Annotated in this window: 21 protein-coding genes; 8 read left to right on the forward strand and 13 right to left on the reverse strand. The window is 70.8% G+C overall.

The annotated features are described in order from the left end of the window. Positions 1-126: 126 nt before the first annotated feature. Positions 127-1,116: an o-succinylbenzoate synthase gene (locus tag DEJ13_RS12440; protein ID WP_111105605.1), complete on the forward strand. Its 990-nt coding sequence runs from the start codon at positions 127-129 to the stop codon at positions 1,114-1,116. A 609-nt stretch (positions 1,117-1,725) separates the two neighbouring features. Here DEJ13_RS12440 and ccsB read toward each other — a convergent pair. The 6 genes from ccsB to DEJ13_RS12470 form a co-directional block, all read right to left on the reverse strand. Beyond that, positions 1,726-2,727 (reverse strand): c-type cytochrome biogenesis protein CcsB, encoded by a 1,002-nt coding sequence (gene ccsB / locus DEJ13_RS12445; protein WP_111105856.1) that lies wholly within the window; start codon positions 2,725-2,727, stop codon positions 1,726-1,728. Continuing rightward, positions 2,724-4,385 carry a cytochrome c biogenesis protein ResB gene (resB, locus tag DEJ13_RS12450; protein WP_056120110.1) on the reverse strand — a complete coding sequence of 554 codons (1,662 nt, stop codon included), beginning with the start codon at positions 4,383-4,385 and terminating at the stop codon, positions 2,724-2,726. Before resB ends, ccsB begins: the two co-directional genes overlap by 4 nt. 43 nt (positions 4,386-4,428) lie before the next feature. Further along, a complete protein-coding gene (locus tag DEJ13_RS12455) occupies positions 4,429-5,130 on the reverse strand; it encodes a cytochrome c biogenesis CcdA family protein (protein ID WP_056120115.1) in 702 nt (233 codons plus the stop codon). Between the two features lie 45 nt (positions 5,131-5,175). Continuing rightward, positions 5,176-5,799 carry a TlpA family protein disulfide reductase gene (locus DEJ13_RS12460; RefSeq protein ID WP_111105606.1) on the reverse strand — a complete coding sequence of 208 codons (624 nt, stop codon included), beginning with the start codon at positions 5,797-5,799 and terminating at the stop codon, positions 5,176-5,178. Further along, on the reverse strand, positions 5,796-6,452 hold the full coding sequence (locus DEJ13_RS12465; protein ID WP_111105607.1) for a histidine phosphatase family protein: 657 nt from the start codon (positions 6,450-6,452) through the stop codon (positions 5,796-5,798). The genes DEJ13_RS12460 and DEJ13_RS12465 overlap by 4 nt, the downstream gene beginning before the upstream one ends. A gap of 67 nt (positions 6,453-6,519) precedes the next feature. Then, positions 6,520-8,010: a SulP family inorganic anion transporter gene (locus DEJ13_RS12470; RefSeq protein ID WP_056118944.1), complete on the reverse strand. Its 1,491-nt coding sequence runs from the start codon at positions 8,008-8,010 to the stop codon at positions 6,520-6,522. A 40-nt stretch (positions 8,011-8,050) separates the two neighbouring features. Between DEJ13_RS12470 and DEJ13_RS12475 the strand changes: the two genes are divergently transcribed. Then, positions 8,051-8,452 (forward strand): helix-turn-helix domain-containing protein, encoded by a 402-nt coding sequence (locus tag DEJ13_RS12475; protein WP_111105608.1) that lies wholly within the window; start codon positions 8,051-8,053, stop codon positions 8,450-8,452. 225 nt (positions 8,453-8,677) lie between these two features. Next, entirely contained in the window at positions 8,678-10,018 is a 1,341-nt protein-coding gene (gene aspS, locus DEJ13_RS12480; protein WP_111105609.1) for an aspartate--tRNA(Asn) ligase, read from the forward strand. A 197-nt stretch (positions 10,019-10,215) separates the two neighbouring features. On the opposite strand, the gene DEJ13_RS12485 is transcribed toward aspS, so the two are convergent. From DEJ13_RS12485 to DEJ13_RS12505, 5 genes are all read right to left on the reverse strand, one after another. Then, a complete protein-coding gene (locus DEJ13_RS12485; RefSeq protein WP_111105610.1) occupies positions 10,216-10,509 on the reverse strand; it encodes a Dabb family protein in 294 nt (97 codons plus the stop codon). Continuing rightward, the gene (locus DEJ13_RS12490; protein WP_056118954.1) at positions 10,506-10,760 is read right to left on the reverse strand and encodes a glutaredoxin family protein; all 255 of its coding nucleotides are present in this window, start codon (positions 10,758-10,760) and stop codon (positions 10,506-10,508) included. Before DEJ13_RS12490 ends, DEJ13_RS12485 begins: the two co-directional genes overlap by 4 nt. A 78-nt stretch (positions 10,761-10,838) precedes the next feature. Continuing rightward, a complete protein-coding gene (locus DEJ13_RS12495) occupies positions 10,839-10,937 on the reverse strand; it encodes a 30S ribosomal protein bS22 (protein WP_003792170.1) in 99 nt (32 codons plus the stop codon). Positions 10,938-11,070: 133 nt separating this feature from the next. Continuing rightward, complete coding sequence (locus DEJ13_RS12500) at positions 11,071-11,265, reverse strand: helix-turn-helix domain-containing protein (protein WP_056118956.1); 195 nt, start codon at positions 11,263-11,265, stop codon at positions 11,071-11,073. A gap of 124 nt (positions 11,266-11,389) precedes the next feature. After that, on the reverse strand, positions 11,390-11,905 hold the full coding sequence (locus DEJ13_RS12505) for an ArsR/SmtB family transcription factor (RefSeq protein ID WP_111105611.1): 516 nt from the start codon (positions 11,903-11,905) through the stop codon (positions 11,390-11,392). A 72-nt stretch (positions 11,906-11,977) separates the two neighbouring features. Here DEJ13_RS12505 and DEJ13_RS12510 point away from each other — a divergent pair, with 72 nt between their 5' ends. Together DEJ13_RS12510 and DEJ13_RS12515 are read left to right on the forward strand one after the other, a co-directional pair. Next, entirely contained in the window at positions 11,978-13,411 is a 1,434-nt protein-coding gene (locus tag DEJ13_RS12510; protein ID WP_111105612.1) for a TrkH family potassium uptake protein, read from the forward strand. Next, entirely contained in the window at positions 13,404-14,099 is a 696-nt protein-coding gene (locus DEJ13_RS12515; RefSeq protein ID WP_181436905.1) for a potassium channel family protein, read from the forward strand. The genes DEJ13_RS12510 and DEJ13_RS12515 overlap by 8 nt, the downstream gene beginning before the upstream one ends. Positions 14,100-14,165: 66 nt before the next feature. On the opposite strand, the gene proC is transcribed toward DEJ13_RS12515, so the two are convergent. Beyond that, positions 14,166-14,996 carry a pyrroline-5-carboxylate reductase gene (gene proC / locus DEJ13_RS12520; protein WP_111105613.1) on the reverse strand — a complete coding sequence of 277 codons (831 nt, stop codon included), beginning with the start codon at positions 14,994-14,996 and terminating at the stop codon, positions 14,166-14,168. A gap of 65 nt (positions 14,997-15,061) precedes the next feature. Here proC and DEJ13_RS12525 point away from each other — a divergent pair, with 65 nt between their 5' ends. Beyond that, the gene (locus DEJ13_RS12525) at positions 15,062-16,018 is read left to right on the forward strand and encodes a cation diffusion facilitator family transporter (protein WP_111105614.1); all 957 of its coding nucleotides are present in this window, start codon (positions 15,062-15,064) and stop codon (positions 16,016-16,018) included. Between the two features lie 57 nt (positions 16,019-16,075). On the opposite strand, the gene DEJ13_RS12530 is transcribed toward DEJ13_RS12525, so the two are convergent. Beyond that, entirely contained in the window at positions 16,076-16,507 is a 432-nt protein-coding gene (locus DEJ13_RS12530; RefSeq protein WP_111105615.1) for a nucleoside deaminase, read from the reverse strand. 105 nt (positions 16,508-16,612) lie between these two features. On the opposite strand from DEJ13_RS12530, the gene upp reads away from it, so the two are divergent. Together upp and DEJ13_RS12540 are read left to right on the forward strand one after the other, a co-directional pair. Further along, positions 16,613-17,248, forward strand: coding sequence for a uracil phosphoribosyltransferase (upp, locus tag DEJ13_RS12535; RefSeq protein ID WP_056118978.1), 636 nt, complete (start codon positions 16,613-16,615; stop codon positions 17,246-17,248). 460 nt (positions 17,249-17,708) lie between these two features. After that, positions 17,709-18,467 carry a winged helix-turn-helix domain-containing protein gene (locus DEJ13_RS12540; RefSeq protein ID WP_181436906.1) on the forward strand — a complete coding sequence of 253 codons (759 nt, stop codon included), beginning with the start codon at positions 17,709-17,711 and terminating at the stop codon, positions 18,465-18,467. Positions 18,468-18,736 lie beyond the last annotated feature (269 nt).

Below are 18,736 nucleotides of genomic sequence, written 5' to 3' on the forward strand. Positions count from 1 at the left end.
GGTCGTCGTGTCCGGTCGTGCACTGCATGGTCACCGAACGGGAACCGTCGCCGACCGGAGCATGCTATTGCGCCGCCCTGGCCTTCGCCTCCGAGGAACTGTGACGTCCGCTGCGAGGATGGGCCGGTGCTCCCCGACCTGACCGACCTGTTGTCCGACGCGCACGTCGTCGCCCTGCCGATGCGCGTGCGGTTCCGCGGCATCACGACTCGCGAGGCGCTGGTCCTGCGCGGCCCGCAGGGCTGGACCGAGTTCTCGCCCTTCGTGGAGTACGAGGACACCGAGGCCGCCGCGTGGTTGCGCGGCACGATCGACTTCGGCTGGACCGAGCACGTCCCCGCGGCGCAGTCGGTCCCGGTGAACGCCACCGTGCCCGCGGTGGCCCCCGGTGCCGTCGAGGGGCTCCTGGCGCGGTACCCCGGCTGCACCACCGCCAAGGTCAAGGTCGCCGAGCCCGGCACCACCGTCGAGGACGACGTCGCCCGGGTCGCCGAGGTCCGGCGGGTGATGGGCGCCGACGCCGCGGTGCGGATCGACGCGAACGGGCTCTGGAGCCTGGACGAAGCGGTCGTTGCCCTGGAGCGGCTGGCGCCCTTCGACCTCCAGTACGCCGAGCAGCCGTGTCGGACCGTCGATGAACTCGCGGAGCTCCGACGCCGCATCGCCGGACTCGGGGTGCGGATCGCCGCCGACGAGAGCGTGCGCAAGGCCTCGGACCCGCTCGCGGTCGCCCGAGCCGGAGCGGCCGACGTGCTGGTGGTGAAGGCGCAGCCGCTCGGTGGGGTCACCGCGGCACGGCGGGTCATCGCCGATGCGGGCCTGCCCTGTGTCGTCTCGAGTGCGCTCGACACGTCCGTCGGGCTGGGGATGGGGGCGTTCCTCGCCGCGGCGGCGATGACGCCGGGCTACGCCGCCGGGCTCGGGACCGCCGCGATGTTCCTGGGTGACGTCACCTCCGATCCGGTGCTGCCCACGAACGGGAGGATCGGTGTGCGCCGCGTCGACGTCTCGCCGACGCTGCTGGCCCGGTTCGCCGCATCCCCGGAGCGGACCGCCTGGTGGCGCGCACGCGCGGAGCGCGTCCACGCGCTGCTCGCGGCGGACGTCACCGTGTAGCGGCCGCGTCGCCCGGGGTTCCCGGGGTTCCCGGGTCCCGAGGTCCCGAGCCCGAGGTCCCGAGGTCCCGAGGTCCCGAGGTCTCGAGGTCTCGAGGTCTCACAATTCTGGGATCTCGAGCCCCGGCACGGTGGAGTCGTCGCACCTCGGCGAACCTGAGCGGCGAGTCGCGCGACCACGTCTCGGCGGACGGCGTGCTCGGACCACTCGGCGACCGGCCGGCGGGGGTGTCGCGTCCGCGCGGGTCGCGCACCGGGCCTCCTGACGGGTCGGCCGCCAGCCGACCTGGACTGGGCGCTTGCCCGCCTGCCCGCCTGGCTGCGGTGGTCGCACGACCTGCCGCTCAGCGTTGCCGAAGTCGCGCAAACGGCCGCTCGCGGGGCTCGAAGGCGGCAGCTTCTGCAACCACGACGACCAACCAGCGGCAAGTCGTGCGACCACGGGAGGGCGACCGGGTCCAACGAGCGGAGCCAGTGCCGGTGAGCAAGGCCGGTGAGCAGGGCCAGTGACCAGCGCCAGTGACGGAGCGACCGGTCAGTACCCCGGAACGGGAGGAGCACGGTGTCGGTCGGACCGACACCGTGCTCGCAGCGTTGCAGCGTCAGTGGCTCACAGGCCGGAGTAGCTGTGCAGCCCCTTGAAGAACACGTTGACGACGGCGAAGTTGAACATCACCGCGGAGAATCCGACGAGTGCCAGCCACGAGGACCGGGCGCCGCGCCAGCCACGGGTGGCACGGGCGTGGATGTACCCGGCGTAGATGACCCAGATGATGAAGGTCCAGACTTCCTTGGTGTCCCAGCCCCAGTAGCGGCCCCAAGCCCGCTCGGCCCAGATGGCGCCCGCGATGAGCGTGAAGGTCCAGAGCACGAAGCCCACGAGCAGGACGCGGTAGGTCAGGACCTCGAGCCGGTCGGCGTCGGGCAGGGTCTCCATGAAACGGAGCTGCTTGGATGCTCCGCTGTGGCTGAGGCGGTAGGTCTGGATGAGCTGGGACACGGCCAGGCCGGCGCCGAGGGCGAAGAACCCCGTACCGGCGATCGCGACGAACACGTGCAGGACGAGCCAGTAGGACTCGAGCGCGGGCACGAGCGGCCGGACCGGCACGTAGTAGTTGACCGTGGCGATGCCGAGCAGGATCAGCGTGAGCCCGGTGATGAAGACACCGAGGAACTTCAGGTTCTGCCAGAGCTGCACGAGCAGGAAGATCGCGATGATCAGACCCGTGCCCGTCAGCGAGAACTCGAACATGTTGCCCCACGGCACACGATCGGCTGCGATGCCGCGGAGGACGATGGCCCCGACGTGCAGCACGAGCGCCAGGACGGTCATCGCCATGCCGACGCGCTCGAACCGCGACCCGCGTCGACCAGAGCCGGTCTTGGCGGGCGCTTCGACACGCTCGAGGACGACGGTGCCGCCCTGCACCGTCGCGACGGTCTTGGCCTGCTGCTGCCGTACGGTCGTGGCGACGGCGGTGCCGTCAGCACCCACCGTGACCTCGCCGGACCGCTTGGCCATGTCGAGTGCGAACGAGATGAACGCCACCACGTACACGGCCATGGCCGAGTAGGTGAGGACGACCGAGTAGGTCGCGAGGTTCGTCGTCATGTCCACGAGGGAATCCTAACTCCGAGGTCTGACACGTGCTTGGCGGCGATGTCCGCCACGGCCCGTTCGAGATTGGGGTCCTCGCCGCGGGCCAGCCCCGCGTACTCGAGGTCGTACTCGCCGTGTTCGGCGCCGGTGCGCGGCACGACCTTCACCCACACACGACGGCGCGGGACGAACAGCGACGTCAGCAGCCCGAGCACGCTGAGCACGGCGAACCCGCCGACCCACAGCTGCGAGGGGTCGTGGTGCACGTCGAGCGACACGTACCGCTTCACGCCGTTGAACGTGATCGACCCGGCTCCCTGCGGCAGGGTCTTGGTCTGGCCGGGCTTCAGCTCGATGCTCTTGGCCTCGGACTTGGTCCCGGCGATCTGCGTGAGCCCGCTCGTGTCGAGCTGGTAGACGCTGCGCGGCACACCGTCGTCCAACCCGAGGTTGCCGGTGTACACCTGCAGCGTCAGCAGCGGGTTCTCGGCGTCCGGGTAGTTCGACGTGAACGCCCCGGTGCCGAGCTTGACGGCCGTCGGGTAGAAGAACCCGACCATGCCGAGCTGGTCCGGTGCGGCGTCGGGGACCTTGACGACACCGGTCGACGTGTAGTTCGCGTCGGCGGGCAGGAAGGGCACGTCGTCCTGGAACGCCACGTTGCCGTCGCCGTCGCGCACCGTGACGTCCATGGCGTAGCCGTTGCCGAGCAGGTACACGTTCGTGCCGCCGATGGACAGCGGGTCGTTCACGCCGAGCCGGCCCGTCGTCGGCTGGCCGCCCTTGGCCTGCGATGTCACCGTCGCCGAGTAGTCCGTCGCCTGACCGAGCGCGTCGAGGTTCCGCTCCTCGTACTTGGTGACGAACTTGTCGAGGGTCAGGTTGTAGCCCTTGAGGTCGGTCTGCTGGAACCAGCGACCCGGGTTGAACGAGTCGTACGACCCGAGGACGTTCGAGAAGGTCTGTCCCTCGACGAGCAGCCGCTGTCCGGTGTACCCGAAGCCGCCGCCGATCCCGACGGCGACGAGCACGCCGACGAGCGCGGCGTGGAACACCAGGTTGCCGGTCTCGCGCAGGTAGCCGCGCTCCGCGCTGACCGAGTCGCCGAACCGCTCGACGCGGTACCCGGAGCGCTTCAGCAGCGCCATGGCGCGGGTGACGGCGTGGTCGGCTGACGGGAGGCCCGTGGCCGGGTCCGTCCCGCGTGCACCGTCCGCCACCGTGTCCGGCCCGACCGGGACACTGCGGTAGCCCGCGAGTCGCGTCAGTCGGGCGGGGGTCCTGGGCGGGCGGGTCCGCAACGCCTGCCAGTGGTGCCTGGTGCGCGGGATGATGCAGCCGATGAGCGAGACGAACAGCAGCAGGTAGATCGCCGAGAACCACACCGAGGTGTAGGTGTCGAAGACCTGGAGCTTGTCGAGCACCGGGAAGAGCTGCGGGTGGTCGGCCTTGTACTGCACGACGCCGTTGGGGTCGGCGGTGCGCTGCGGCACGAGCGACCCGGGGATCGCGGCCAGCGCGAGCATCATCAGCAGGAACAGCGCCGTGCGCATGCTCGTCAGCTGGCGCCAGAAGTACCGAACGTACCCGAGGAACCCGAGCTTCGGTTGGTTGACCTCGCCGGGGCCGTCGGCCGGACCCGCGCCGTCAACGTGGTCGGACGGGCGCATCGGGTCGGACGCGGTGCCGTTCTCGAGCCGGCTGTCGTCGGTGTCAGACTGCCGGGACATAGCTCTGGATCACCGCCCCGACGCTCGACATGACGGCCGACCAGATGCCGGTGACCATGAGCAGACCGATGACGATCAGGATCGCTCCTCCGATGATGTTGACGACGCGCATGTGGCGCTTCACGACGCGGATCGCTCCGGCTGCCCACCCGGCTCCGAGGGCGACGAGCAGGAACGGGATGCCGAGCCCCAGGCAGTAGGCGACGCCGAGCCACATGCCCTGCCAGGCGCTGCCGGCCTGCACGCTCAGCAGGTTGATCGCGGCGAGGGTCGGGCCGAGGCACGGGGTCCAGCCGAGGCCGAACACGATGCCGAGCAGCGGGGCACCGACCAGGCCGGTCGCGGGGGTCCACGACGGCTTGAGCGTGCGCTGCAGGACGGTGAAGCGACCGATGAAGACCAGGCCCATCAGGATCACGACGACGCCGAGGACCTGGGTGATCACGTCACGCCAGCGGACGAGCCAGAAGCCGAGCGCGCCGAACACGGTCGTGTAGGCGACGAAGACGGCGGTGAAGCCGAGCACGAAGAGCAGCACCCCGAGGACCACGCGACCCCGACCCCGGTTCCCCGCGTCGGCGATCCCGCTGACGTACCCCAGGTACCCGGGGACGAGCGGCAGGACGCACGGCGAGAGGAACGACACGAGCCCCGCGAGCAGGGCCACGGGCAGCGCCACCAGCATCTGTCCGCTGAGGATCGCGTCGGAGAAGGGGTTGCTGCCCACGGGTCAGGACGCCTTGCTGCCGTCGAGCTCGTCGCTGACCAGGGTGTCGAGGATGCTCGTGCCGTCGATCGCGCCGAGCACGCGGGCGGCGACGCGGCCCTTGGTGTCGAGGACGATCGTCGCGGGGACGGCGTTCGGCGCGATCTGCCCGGACAGCGCGAGCTGCATCGTGCCCTTGTCGGCGTCGAGCACGGTCGGGTAGTCGATCCCGAAGGTGCGCTCAAAGGCCGCGGCGGTGGCGGCCTGGTCGCGCACGTTGACGCCGATGAACTGCACGTCCTTGTCCGCGTACTTCTGCTGCACGGTGTTGAGGTACTTCGCCTCGGCGCGGCAGGGCGGGCAGCTGGCGTACCAGAAGTTCAGCACGACGACCTTGCCGCGCAGCGCCTTCGCCGACAGCGTCCCGCCATCGGTGTCCTTCGCGGTGAAGTCGACGGTGTCCGTCCGCTTGTCGGCCGCGACCTCGGTCACCGCGCCGTCGCCGGAGATGTAGTTCTGCGTGGTGCCACTGCCGTACTGCTTCGACAGCGAGTCGCTGCCGCCGGAGCACCCGGTCAGCGCGAGGGCGGCGACCACGGCGGTCGCCGCGACCGCGACGACACGCTTCCTGACACTGCGGTTGGTCACACTGCTCCTTCGTCGACGGCGCGTTCGCGGAGTTCCATCGCCGGGTCCGCGTACCCGGCCTCGATGAAGCGGCCGCCGGACGTGGCGGGCACGCGCTCGAGGGTCGTGATGCTGGAGAGGTCGCACCGGCGTCGGCGCGGGTCGTGCCACAGGGGCTCCCCCGCGAGACGACGGTGGACCATCCAGATCGGCAGCTGGTGGCTCACGAGGACGACGTCGCCCTCGTCGACACTCTCCCACGCACTGCCGACAGCGGCCAGCATGCGGTTGGCGATCGACTCGTAGGCCTCGCCCCAGCTGGGTCGCCACGGGTTCGCGATCCAGGGCCACTCGGCCGGTCGCCGGACGGAGCGCTTGGTGAACCCGGGAGGCTGTCCCTCGTACCGGTTGGTCGGCTCGATCAGGCGTTCGTCGAGGCTGACGTCGAGCCCGTAGGCGGCGGCCCATGGTGCAGCGGACTCCTGCGTGCGCTGGAGCGGCGAGGCCACGATGCGGCGGACGTCGACGCCGGCGTCCTTCCACGCGGTGGCGGACGCGGCAGCCATCCGGTGCCCGAGCTCGCTAAGTCCGAAGCCCGGCAGACGCCCGTACAACACGCGGTCCGGGTTGTGGACCTCGCCGTGACGGACGAGGTGGATTCGGGTCGCCGGCATGGGTTCCAGTGTAGGTCGCGCGACCGTTCCCACTGGCCACACAGCGGATTGGCGGCTTCGGGACCGCTCAGCCGAGGTGGCCGGACAGCCGGCCGTGCAGCGCCACCGACCCGGTGTTGAGGTTCACGACCTCGACCCGCGTCCCGTGCTTGGCGAACCGCTGCTCGACGCCGTCGAGTGCAGCGACCGTGCTGGCGTCGAACACGTGCGCGTCGGACATGTCGATGACCACGTTCGCCGGGTCCTCGGCGTACGAGAACCGCGTGACGAGGTCGTTCGACGACGCGAAGAACAGCGCACCACGAACCCGGTACCGCACGGTGTCGTCGTCGACCGGTTCGCGGACGACCTCGACCACGTGGGCAACCCGACGGGCGAAGACGAGCGCGGCGACCACGACGCCGACGAGCACGCCGGTCGCGAGGTTGTCCGTGACGACGACCACCAGGACCGTGATCACCATGACGGCCGTCTCGCCGAGCGGCATCCGGCCGAGCGTGCGGGGACGGATGCTGTGCCAGTCGAAGGTCGCGACGCAGACCATGAGCATGACCGCCGTGAGCGCGGCCATCGGGATCCGCGCGACGACGTCGTGGAGCACGATCGTCAGCACGAGCACCGAGGCACCCGCGGCGAACGTCGAGATACGTGTCCGGGCGCCGGCGGTCTTCACGTTGATGACCGTCTGCCCGATCATCGCGCAGCCGCCCGTGCCGCCGAAGAACGCGGAGGCGATGTTGGCGATGCCCTGGCCCCACGACTCGCGCCACTTGCTCGAGCCGGTGTCCGTCAGGGCGTCGACGAGCTGCGCCGTCAGGAGCGTCTCGATGAGTCCGACGATCGCCATGCCGAACGCGTACGGCGCGATGATCGTCAGGGTGTCGAAGGAGATCGGCACCGTGATGCCGTTGAACCCCGGCAACGCCGTGGGGAGCGCCCCCTCGTCGCCGACGGTCGGCACGGCGACGCCGAACACGACCGTGATCAGGGTGATGACCACGACCGCGATGAGCGGTGCCGGCACGGCCTTGGTCAGGTAGGGGAACCCGACGATGACCGCGACGCCCAGGGCGGTCAGGGGCCAGACGACGAACGGGACGTCGTGGCCGAACAGGTTCGGCAGCTGCGCGGTGAAGATCAGGATGGCCAGGGCGTTGACGAACGCGACGTTGACGCTGCGCGGGATGAACCGCATCAGCCGGGCGACCCCGAGAAACCCGAGCACGAGCTGGATCACGCCCCCGAGCACGATCGTCGGGACCAGGTAGGCGATGCCGTGGTCGCGGACGAGCGGCGCGATGACGAGCGCGACCGAGCCGGCCGCTGCCGAGACCATCGCGGGCCGCCCGCCGACGACGGCGATCACGACGGCGATGACCACGCTGGAGAACAGGCCGACCGCCGGGTCGACACCGGCGACGACGGAGAAGGAGATCGCCTCGGGGATGAGTGCGAGCGCGGTCACGACACCGGCGAGCACCTCGCGTGACAGCATGCGCGGCGAGCGGAGGGCCGACAGGACGCTCTGGGCGGGGGGAGCCGAGGTGAGGGTGGTCATCGCCGCCAACCCTACCCTCACGTGAGGGTAGGGTTGGCTCATGACGGATGATCGCGATCCCGGCTCGATGCACATCGGTGAGCTCGCCGACCGCGCGGGGATGTCCCTGCGGACGATCCGCCACTACGACGAGGTCGGTCTGCTGGTGCCGAGCGGGCGGACCGCCGGCGGCTTCCGGGTCTACACCGAGCGCGACCTCGAGCGCCTGCTGGTGATCCGCCGGATGAAGCCGCTCGGATTCTCGCTGGACGAGATGGGCGACCTGCTCAGCATCGTGGACGGCCTGCCCGGTACGGACGCCGAGGACACGGCCGCTCGCGCCGCTCGGCTCGACGCCTTCCTGCAGGACGCCCGCGACCGTCACGCGAAGCTCGTCGAACGCGCGGGCATGGCCGAGGAGTTCATCGGCACACTCGGGACTCTCCGCGCCTCGCTGCCCTGAGCCGGCCGCTGCCGGGCGGCCGGGCCAGCCCCTGACAGCCAGCCACTGCCGGGTGGACGGACCAGCCCTGGCGGACCGGGCCGCGAGTCCCCCGCTCGCGACCCGGCCACCCCCGGAACGCTACGGTTCCCCGGACGGCGATCCGGGCCTCCCGACCGGGTCTGTGGACAACTGCGAACCGCAACCGGCCTGTGCAGGAAGCGGAGCCGGATAGACTCGACGACCGTGATCGAACGCACCCGCATCAGCGACCTCGCCGCTCTCCCCGACGGTCCCGTCTCCGTGGCCGGATGGGTCGAGACGGTCCGTGATCAGAAGAAGGTGCAGTTCGTCGTGCTCCGCGACGAGACCGGCGCCGTCCAGCTGGTCAACCCGGCGACCCGCGAGGCGACCGAGGGCGACGACGCATCCGCGGCTGCCCTGGCCACGACCGAGTCGATCTCGGGCCTGGCGCACGGCTCCTTCATCCACGTGACGGGCACGCTCAAGCACGACGAGCGCGTCAAGCTCGGTGGACTCGAGGTCAAGGTCGGCGAGCTGACCGTCGTCAGCGCGGCGATCCCGGAGACCCCGATCGCCGACGACTCCTCGCTCGACAAGCGGCTCGACTGGCGCTTCATCGACCTGCGCAACCGCAAGCAGAACCTGATCTTCCGCATCCAGACGACCCTCGAGCACGCGTTCCGCACCTACTGGGTCGAGCGCGACTACATCGAGATCCACACCCCCAAGCTGATGGCGTCGGCGTCCGAGTCCCGCGCCGAGCTCTTCCAGCTGGAGTACTTCGAGACCACCGCCTACCTGGCGCAGTCGCCGCAGAACTTCAAGCAGATGGCCCAGCCGGCCGGGTTCGGTGCCGTGTTCGAGATCGCCGACGCGTTCCGCGCCGACCCGTCGTTCACCAGCCGCCACGCGACCGAGTTCACCAGTGTCGACGCCGAGTTCTCGTGGATCGAGTCCCACGAGGACGTCATGGCGATGCACGAAGAGGTGCTGGTGGCGGGCATCACCGCGGTCAAGGAGAAGTACGGCAAGGACATCGAGGAGGTCTTCGGCTTCGAGCTGCAGGTCCCCACCACGCCGTTCCCCCGGGTGACCCTGGCCGAGGCCCGCACGATCGTCGCCGACAGCGGCCACGACGTCGTCCGGGCCGACGGCGACCTGGACCCCGAGGGCGAGCGCCGCGTGTCCGCCTGGGCCAAGGAGCACCACGGTTCGGAGTTCGTGTTCGTCACGGACTACGACGCCTCGATCCGGCCGTACTACCACATGCGCCACGCCGACGACCCGACGCTCACGAACAGCTACGACCTGCTGTTCAACGGCGCCGAGATCTCCACGGGCGCCCAGCGCGAGCACCGCGTCGACGTCCTCACCGCCCAGGCCGAGGAGAAGGGCCTGGACCCGGCCGAGCTGGGCTGGTACCTGGACTTCTTCCGCTACGGCGTGCCGCCGCACGGTGGCTTCGGCATGGGCCTGGCGCGCGTGCTGATGCTCATGCTCGGCGAGCCCTCGATCCGCGAGGTCACGTACCTGTTCCGCGGCCCGACGCGCCTGACCCCGTAGACGGCGCGCGGGGGCGGCGCGAGCCGCACCCGCCACCCGCACAACCAAAGCCGGCTCGAACCACGGACTTCCGTGGTTCGAGCCGGCTTTCGTCGTGCGCCGCCGATGCGCACCAGCGCGGCGCAGGCGCACGCGACGGCGCCAGCGCACGCGCAGCCGTACGCGCGCGCGCACGCGCCCCGGACCGGAGGCCCGGCTCAGTCCTGCCAGTCGATGGCGGCGCGGCTCGTGACGAGCTCGCGGATCTCGGCGGCGGCGGCCTGGTGCTGCGGGTGCACCTGGTACTCGTCGAGCCCGGCGAGGTCGTCGAACGTCGCGACGACGGCGACGTCGTGGTTCTTCTCGGGGTAGGCGACGTTGTCGACGACCCGCAGCATGCGGATGGACGGCACGACGCCGACCAGCCCGGTCAGGAGCGTCCGGATCCGTTCGATCGTGGCGGCCCGGTCGAGCTCTGGACGGAGCCCCCAGGAGACGACGTGGTTGATCATGCGGTGGCCTCGGCCTTCTCGATCGCACGCGACAGCCGGTCGGCGTCGACGTGCCAGTTGCTGTGGACCCTGCCGTCGACGAGCACGACCGGGATGTCCTCGGCGTACTCGAGCCGGAGCGCGTCGTCGTCGAGGATCGACCGCTCGGTCAGGGTGACGCCGGGGTGCGCGGCGACGACCCGTTCGACGATGGGTCGGGCGTCGTCGCAGAGGTGGCATCCGGGCTTGGTCAGGAGCGTCACGGCGGGCATGCTCCCAGCGTAGCCAGGCCCGTGGCCCGGGAACGCAAAAGCCCCGGCGAACCGGGGCTTCGACGACGGTCTTGCGACCTACTTCTTGTTGCGACGCTGGTGGCGCGTCTTGCGAAGGAGCTTGCGGTGCTTCTTCTTCGCCATGCGCTTGCGACGCTTCTTGATGACAGAACCCATGTGGACCTCGCTCGGACTGATGCTGATGTACGGACACCGGGCCGATGAAGCCGCGGAAAATCAACCTCCCCGATGCTACCGGAGCGGTGCTCCGATGTCGAACGGGCCGGTGCGCCGCGGGTGCCGGACCGTCTCAGCCGACGTCGGCGATGCCGCCGCGCAGGACCTCGGCGACGGCCGACTCGGGCACGCGGAAGGACCGGCCGAAGCGGATCGCGGGGAGCTCCCCCGCGTGGACCATGCGGTAGACGGTCATCTTCGAGACGCGCATCATCTCGGCGACCTCAGCGACGGTCAGGAAGCGCACGTCGTCGAAAGTGCCGTTCATGGTCCGCCTCCGGAAGGCTGCGCCGGGGCCGATCGGCTCATTCCCGGACGCGGATGATTGGTGTGACCTGAGTGGTCACTGGCAACTGTAGGGGCGTCTGCGGCCCGGTGTCCAGCGTTCTCGGTCAGTCCTGGTCGGGGCGCTTGGTGAAGCGTCGACGGGACCGGTCCACGACCCGCTCCCAGCCCTGCTGCGCACCCGAGAACGCCGCCGTCGCACGGTACGACGCCTCGGCCATGACGCGCCCGAGTTCGGTGCCGACCTCGACCGTGGCCTTGCCCGCCACCCCGTTCCGGCGCACCGACACGGGCTGCCCGTCCGGGGTCCAGGCGGTGGTCGCCGGCGTGCCGTCGGCGTCGACCGCGCCGGTGAACGGCACGACCCACTCCTCGATGTGCAGCAGCGGCTCCGGGTCGAGACGGTAGAAGCGGTGCTGCCCTTCCTCGCGGGAGGTGACGAGCCCGATGTCACGGAGCACACGCAGGTGCTTCGACACCGTGGGCTGACTGACCCCGAGCTTCTCGACGAGCTGGCCGACGCTCAGTTCCCCGCCGGTGGCGTCCGAGCCGTACGCGGTGAGGAGCGCGCCGAGGAGCTCGCGCCGCGTCGGGTCCGCGACCACGCTGAAGATGTCGGCCATGCGGCAAGGCTAACCGCCGTGCTGCGCGATGTACCATGCGAGGCGTCCCGCCCATGTCCTCGGAGGCATACGATGCTCGACCGCACGGAGCCGCCGACCCGCGCGGTGGGCGCGACCCGTCGTCGTCCCAGCCAGCTGGGCACCGCGCTCCGGTCGTCGCCGTCACGTCTGGCGATCGTGGTGTTCGTCGCGCTGATCTTCGTCTTCACGAGCCTGTTCATGACCCCGATCGCGGCCGCGGACGGCTCGTCGACCCACTTCGCCGACGCGCTGTTCACCGCCGCGTCGGTCGTGTGCGTCACCGGCCTGTCCACCGTCGACATGGCGACGCACTGGTCGGTGTTCGGCAAGACCCTGGTGGTCATCGGCACGCAGATCGGTGCCGTCGGCGTGCTGACCTTCGCGTCGATCCTCGGGCTGTTCGTCACGCGCAAGCTCGGCCTGCGCGCGAAGCTCATGGCCGCCGGGGACTCGAACCCGCTCCGCACCCACCACGGCGCGGTCCCCGAGGGACAGGCCGTGCGGCTCGGCGAGGTCGGCACCCTGCTCGCGACGGTCGCGATCAGCACCCTGTCGATCGAGATCGTCCTGGGGCTCCTGCTGCTGCCGTCGGTGCTCATCGCCGGCATGCCGTTCTGGACCGCCGTCGGGGACTCCTTCTACTACGCCGCGATGGCCTTCACGAACACCGGGTTCGCACCGAACGCGACGGGGCTCGAGCCGTTCGCCCACGACTACTGGTTCCTGTCGCTGCTCATGGTCGGCGTGGTCGCGGGGTCGATCGGCTTCCCGGTGATCCGCGCCCTCACGAAGCAGCTCCGGACGCCGCGACGGTGGCCCATCCACGTCAAGCTCACCCTGGTGACGAGCGGGGTGCTGCTGCTCGGCGGCGCGGCCGTCTACATCGCGCTCGAGGCCTCGAACCCGAGCACGTTCGGGCAGGAGGGCGCCGGCCGCACCGCGTTCCAGGCGCTCTTCCTGTCGACGATGACCCGGTCGGGCGGCTTCTCGCTCGTCGACTTCGACCAGCTCAACGGATCGAGCCTGCTCGTCACCGACATGCTCATGTTCATCGGCGGCGGCTCCGCGTCCACCGCTGGCGGCATCAAGGTCACGACGCTCGCGGTGCTGTTCCTGGCCGCGGTCGCCGAGGCCCGCGGTCGTCGCAGCATGGAGGCCTTCGGTCGACGCATCCCGAGCGACGTGCTTCGCGTGGCCGTCGCGGTCGTGCTCTGGGGTGCCACGATCGTCGCCGTCGCCACCGTCGTCCTGCTCCAGATCACCCACGAGTCGCTCGACCGCGTGCTGTTCGAGGTCATCTCCGCCTTCGCGACCTGCGGCCTGTCGTCGGGGGTGAGCGCCGACCTGCCGGAGTCGGGCAAGTACGTCCTCGCCGCGACGATGTTCCTGGGCCGTGTCGGTACAGTGACCATCGCCGCCGCGCTGGCCGCCAGCCAGAGCCGGCAACTGTTCCGCCGTCCCGAGGAGAGGCCGATCGTTGGCTGACCGAACCCGTCCGCAACACCCGCTCGGTGCCGTCAGCCACGACGCCCCGGTGCTCGTCATCGGTCTCGGCCGGTTCGGCGCCGCCACCGCCGGGCAGCTCGAGCGCCAGGACCGTGAGGTCCTGGTCGTCGACACCGACCCGGGGCTCGTGCAGAAGTGGTCCGACCGGGTCACGCACGCGGTGCAGGCCGACGCGACCGACATCGACGCCCTGCGGCAGATCGGCGCGCAGGACTTCCCGATCGCGGTGGTCGGCACGGGCAGCGACCTCGAGTCCAGCGTCCTGATCACGGCGAACCTGGTCGACCTCGGCATCCCGCAGATCTGGGCGAAGGCGATCAGCCGCTCGCACGGCACGATCCTGTCGCGCATCGGCGCGAACCACGTCGTCTACCCGGAGCGCGAGGCCGGCGAGCGCACCGCGCACCTGGTGTCGGGTCGGATGCTCGACTTCATCGAGTTCGACGACGACTTCGCCGTCGTGAAGATGTTCCCGCCACGCTCGGTGCGGGGCAAGGACCTCGGCACCACGGCGATCCGCACCCGCTTCGGGCTGACCGTCCTCGGCATCAAGCCCCCGGGCGAGGCCTTCGTGCCCGCCACCCCGGAGAGCGTCATCGGTGAGCACGACGTCATCATCGTGTCCGGCTCGACGACGGCGCTGGAGCGCTTCGCCGCCCTGGAGTAGACCACAGGCGGACGGGAGGCCCGGTGCCAGCTGGCCCCGGGCCTCCCGTCCGCCGTTCGGTTGCGACTAGAGCCGCGACAACTCCTCGGCACGCGCGATCGCCGCGTCGGCGGCGCGCCGGAGTGTGTCCGCCAGGTCGGCCTGCTGGAGCACGGCGACCGCGCGCTCGGTCGTGCCCTTCGGGCTCGTGACCGCGCGCCGCAGGTCCGACGGCTCCCGGCCGGAGCGCGCGAGGAGCTCGACCGCGCCCCGCACGGTGCCCTGCACCATCGTCTCGGCCTGGTCGTGCGTGAAGCCGAGCGACTCCGCAGCGCGCTGCCACTCCTCGATGAGCAGGAAGACGTACGCCGGACCGGACCCGGAGACCGCGGAGAGCGCGTCGAGTCGGTCCTCGGGGACCTCGATCACCGAGCCGGAGACGTCGAACAGGCGCGACGCGAGCGCGACGGCGTCGGCGTCGGCCGACGTCCCGCCGCTGACCCCGGTGACCCCGTGACCGACGCCGATCGGCGTGTTCGGCAGCGCGCGGACGACGCGGACACCGTCGGGGACGCGGGCCTGCATCGCCGCGGTCGTCACACCGACCGCGACGCTGACCACCACGGTGCCCGGAGCCAGGTCGGGGGCGACCTCGTCGAGCAGGTCGCCCACACCGAACGGCTTCACGCCGAGCACCACGATGCCAGCGCCGCGGACGGCCGCGCGGTTGGCGTCGGCATCGGTGTCGCTGGCGTGCGCGCCGAGGCCGCGTTCGCGATGGGCGGCGGCTGACGCCTCGGACTTCGTCGTCAGGACCACGGTCGCCGGGTCCAGTCCGGCGGCGAGCAGACCGTCCAGGACCGCGCCGGACATGGAGCCGACACCGAGCAGCGCGGTGCGGGGCAGTTCGATCGTCATGGCCCGACCCTACCGAGCAGCCTCCCCGTAGGATCGTGCAGCAGGTCAGCAGAACAGGGGTCACAGTGAGCGCTTCCGGAGGCAACCGGGCCATCTTCGCCGCACTCGGCGCGAACGTCGGCATCGCGGTCGTCAAGTTCATCGCGGCGGCGATCAGCGGCTCCGCGTCGATGCTCGCCGAGGGCGTGCACTCGCTCGCGGACTCGGCGAACCAGCTCCTGCTGCTGCTCGGTGGCCGACGCGCCCGACGTGCCGCCGACGAGGAACACCCGTTCGGGTACGGGCGCGAGCGCTACGTGTACGCCTTCGTCGTGTCGATCGTGCTGTTCTCGGTCGGCGGGGTGTTCTCGCTCTACGAGGGCATCGAGAAGTTCGCCGACCCGCACCCGCTCGACAACTGGTGGCTGCCCATGCTCGTGCTCGTCATCGCCATCGGGCTCGAGGGCTTCTCGCTCCGCACGGCGCTGAAGGAAGCGGCACCGCACAAGGGCTCGATGTCGTGGGTGCAGTACGTCCGCCGCGCGAAGGCCCCCGAGCTGCCCGTGGTGATGCTCGAGGACACCGCGGCCCTGACGGGTCTGGTGTTCGCCCTGTTCGGCGTGGGGTTGACCGCGCTCACCGGCAACGGGGTGTTCGACGCCATCGGCACGGTGCTGATCGCCGTCCTGCTCATCGCCGTGGCGCTCGTGCTCGGTGTCGAGACGAAGAGCCTGCTCGTCGGCGAGGGTGCCAGCGCCGCCGACGTCGCCGCGATCAAGGCGGCACTGCTCGACGGCCCGGAGATCGAGTCGATCATCCACATCAAGACGCTCTACCTCGGCCCCGACGAACTCATGGTCGGGGTGAAGGTGGCGGTCGACGGTGACCGTCGGCTCGGTGACGTCGCCGCGGGGATCGACGCGGTCGAGCAGCGGGTGCGGCGGGCCGTGCCGGTGGCGCGGGTCATCTACGTCGAGCCGGACGTCCTGCGGACGGGGCCGCGGCCGCCGACCGAGGCGATCGTGATCCGCGCGGCGGACTAGCGGTCGGCGCGTCAGCGTCGGTCCGTCACCGTCGGTGCGTCACCGTCGGTCGGCAGGTCAGCGTCGGTCGGCGAAGAACGCGTCCAGCAGGGCGGCGCACTGTTCCTCGAGCACGCCTGCGACGACCTCGGACCGGTGCGGCAGCCGTCGGTCGCGGGCGATGTCGTGGACGCTGCCGGACGCCCCCGCCTTCGGGTCCCAGGCGCCGAACACGATGCGCGGGACGCGAGCGGCCAGGATCGCGCCCGCACACATGACGCAGGGCTCGAGCGTGACGACCAGGGTGTGCCGGTCGAGGTGCCAGTCGCCCACCGACGCGGCGGCGGCACGGAGTGCCAGGACCTCGGCGTGCGCCGTGGGGTCCTGCGTGGCCTCGCGCTCGTTCCGCCCCGTCGCGACGACCGTGCCGTGCTCGTCGACCACGACCGCTCCCACCGGGACGTCCCCCGTCGCCAGGCACGCCCGGGCCTCGGTGAGGGCCCGTTCCATGGCGGAGCGCCACGGCCGGGCTGCGGGGTCGTCCACGGGTCCTCCTGCGCTGCTCGGTCCTGGGCACGGCCGTCCGTCGGCACGCGGCACGGTACGCTCGACCCTATGCGAGTCCACGTCGCCGACCACCCGCTCATCACCCACAAGCTCTCGGTGCTCCGCGACCGGACCACTCCCTCACCCACGTTCCGCGCGCTGACCGAGGAACTCGTCACGTTGCTGGCTTACGAGGCCACGCGCAACGTGCGCGTCACGGCCACGCCGATCTCCACGCCGGTCGCGCAGACCATGGGCGTCGCGATCGCCAAGCCGCGTCCGCTGGTGGTCCCCATCCTGCGTGCGGGACTCGGCATGCTCGAGGGCATGGTCAAGCTCGTGCCCACGGCCGAGGTCGGGTTCCTCGGCATGGCCCGCAACGAGGAGACCCTCGAGCCGCAGACCTACGCCGAGCGCCTTCCGGACGACCTGTCGAACCGGCAGTGCTTCGTGCTCGACCCGATGCTGGCGACCGGTGGCACCCTGGCAGCGGCGATCGACTTCCTGTTCGACCGCGGCGCCGTCGACGTCACCTGCGTGTGCATCCTCGGTGCGCCTGAGGGGCTCAAGGCCGTCGAGGCGGCAGTCGGCGACCGTGATGTCACCATCGTGCTGGGTGCCCTCGACGAGCGGCTGGACGAGAACGGCTACATCGTCCCGGGTCTCGGGGACGCGGGCGACCGTCTGTACGGACTGGCCGAGTAGCGCCCACCGTCGGCGGACCGTCCGGGCGGACGGTTGACAGCCGCTTGGTATACCGCTGATACTCATCGACATGACTGCAACCGTGTCCCGCGTCCTCTCCGAGGCGTGCCCCTCCACCGGGGCAGTGCGGACCGTCGGCACGATGATGTCGGCGGCGGCCGTCATGCGTTGTCGAATGTGTGCCTGACCGGCACCCGTTCCAGCCGGATCCGCCGCGACACCACCCCGGTCGCGAGCGCCTGATCCCCACGGTGACGACCCCCGACGACGCGCACGGCGTGTCACGAGGTCGTCGACCGCTCCCCCGGGTCAGCCCCGGTCCGACGTCGGACCGCCGGGCAGGTCGGCTCCCCTGCACACCCGCAGGTCGCCGACCGCACGAACCGCACCCGGGCTGACGCATTCGACACCGGCCGCCCCGCTCCTCGCGAGCACCGGCCACACCGCCCGGAGAACCACCATGTCGCTCACCATCGCCCAGCCCCGCACCGCCGCCGCCCCCGCGCCGCTCGACCTGGGCTCCGTGGCGCCCATCCGGACCCGGCGCACGCCGATCCAGCCCGCGCGCACCACACTGCCGACCAGCCCCGTCGTCGCACCGCAGCGCAACCGGTCGCTCCCCGAGGGCACCGAGGCACGCGGATTCGCCCTGTACGTCGGCATCGACGAGGCAGCGGCCGCCGCTGCTGGCACGACCCTGGCCGCCGTCGTCGAGCAGCTGAAGGCCCTGACCGCGCAGCTCGTCCCGACCGCCGAGACGTACGCCGCCGTGGCCGTGGCCGCCGAGGACTCCGGCGGGCGCGACGTCGACGTGGTGCGCCTCGCACTGCAGGACCGGTCCGCGGTCGCCGCGCGGAAGCAGGCCGAGAAGACCGAACCCGAGGAGACCGGTGTCGTCATCGACATCTCCCGGAAGCGCGTCACGCTTGACGGCGAGGCCGCTCCCCTGACGTACAAGGAGTTCGAGCTCCTGCAGTTCCTCGTCCTGCGCGAGGGCCGCACCGTCGACCGCTCGGCGATCATCGACGGCCTGTGGTCGGACGACGAGGACGAGACGCCGAACGAGCGCACCATCGACGTGCACGTCCGGCGACTCCGTTCGAAGCTCGGCGCCTTCGAGGAGATCGTGCGCACCGTCCGGGGTGTCGGCTACCGCTTCGACCGGCACGCCGACGTCGCCGTCCGCTACGCATCGACACCGTCGCCCGACCTGTTCTGACCCTCGGTGCGGCATCTGGGCCGCCTCTTGGTGAACTCGCAGCGAACGAAGCCGTCGGATGGTGGCGCCCGTTACCCCTTCGTTATACAGTCGTCAGCAGCAGTCGGGGTTTGCTGTGGCTCCGCCTGCGGAATGTGATTGCAGGACACTCTTGGTGCAAGGGAGAAGGCCGGTCGTCCACCAGGGCGACCGGCCTTCGTCCGTCCGGGGCCCTCCGCGATCCGAGTGTCTGCCCCCGTCGGTAGTGTGGAGGACCACCGGACCAGAGG

Source organism: Curtobacterium sp. MCLR17_007 (assembly GCF_003234655.2).
Lineage (GTDB): Bacteria > Actinomycetota > Actinomycetes > Actinomycetales > Microbacteriaceae > Curtobacterium.

What these genes read in the sequence shown, in the direction of transcription:
- ccsB (WP_111105856.1), bottom strand. Translation starts at nt 2,727, where the DNA reads ATGACGACGAACCTCGCGACCTACTCGGTCGTCCTCACCTACTCGGCC.
- resB (WP_056120110.1), bottom strand. Translation starts at nt 4,385, where the DNA reads ATGCGCCCGTCCGACCACGTTGACGGCGCGGGTCCGGCCGACGGCCCC.
- DEJ13_RS12455 (WP_056120115.1), bottom strand. Translation starts at nt 5,130, where the DNA reads ATGCTGGTGGCGCTGCCCGTGGCCCTGCTCGCGGGGCTCGTGTCGTTC.
- DEJ13_RS12465 (WP_111105607.1), bottom strand. Translation starts at nt 6,452, where the DNA reads ATGCCGGCGACCCGAATCCACCTCGTCCGTCACGGCGAGGTCCACAAC.
- DEJ13_RS12470 (WP_056118944.1), bottom strand. Translation starts at nt 8,010, where the DNA reads ATGACCACCCTCACCTCGGCTCCCCCCGCCCAGAGCGTCCTGTCGGCC.
- DEJ13_RS12475 (WP_111105608.1), top strand. Translation starts at nt 8,051, where the DNA reads ATGACGGATGATCGCGATCCCGGCTCGATGCACATCGGTGAGCTCGCC.
- DEJ13_RS12485 (WP_111105610.1), bottom strand. Translation starts at nt 10,509, where the DNA reads ATGATCAACCACGTCGTCTCCTGGGGGCTCCGTCCAGAGCTCGACCGG.
- DEJ13_RS12490 (WP_056118954.1), bottom strand. Translation starts at nt 10,760, where the DNA reads ATGCCCGCCGTGACGCTCCTGACCAAGCCCGGATGCCACCTCTGCGAC.
- DEJ13_RS12495 (WP_003792170.1), bottom strand. Translation starts at nt 10,937, where the DNA reads ATGGGTTCTGTCATCAAGAAGCGTCGCAAGCGCATGGCGAAGAAGAAG.
- DEJ13_RS12500 (WP_056118956.1), bottom strand. Translation starts at nt 11,265, where the DNA reads ATGAACGGCACTTTCGACGACGTGCGCTTCCTGACCGTCGCTGAGGTC.
- DEJ13_RS12505 (WP_111105611.1), bottom strand. Translation starts at nt 11,905, where the DNA reads ATGGCCGACATCTTCAGCGTGGTCGCGGACCCGACGCGGCGCGAGCTC.
- DEJ13_RS12510 (WP_111105612.1), top strand. Translation starts at nt 11,978, where the DNA reads ATGCTCGACCGCACGGAGCCGCCGACCCGCGCGGTGGGCGCGACCCGT.
- proC (WP_111105613.1), bottom strand. Translation starts at nt 14,996, where the DNA reads ATGACGATCGAACTGCCCCGCACCGCGCTGCTCGGTGTCGGCTCCATG.
- DEJ13_RS12530 (WP_111105615.1), bottom strand. Translation starts at nt 16,507, where the DNA reads ATGGAACGGGCCCTCACCGAGGCCCGGGCGTGCCTGGCGACGGGGGAC.
- upp (WP_056118978.1), top strand. Translation starts at nt 16,613, where the DNA reads ATGCGAGTCCACGTCGCCGACCACCCGCTCATCACCCACAAGCTCTCG.
- DEJ13_RS12540 (WP_181436906.1), top strand. Translation starts at nt 17,709, where the DNA reads ATGTCGCTCACCATCGCCCAGCCCCGCACCGCCGCCGCCCCCGCGCCG.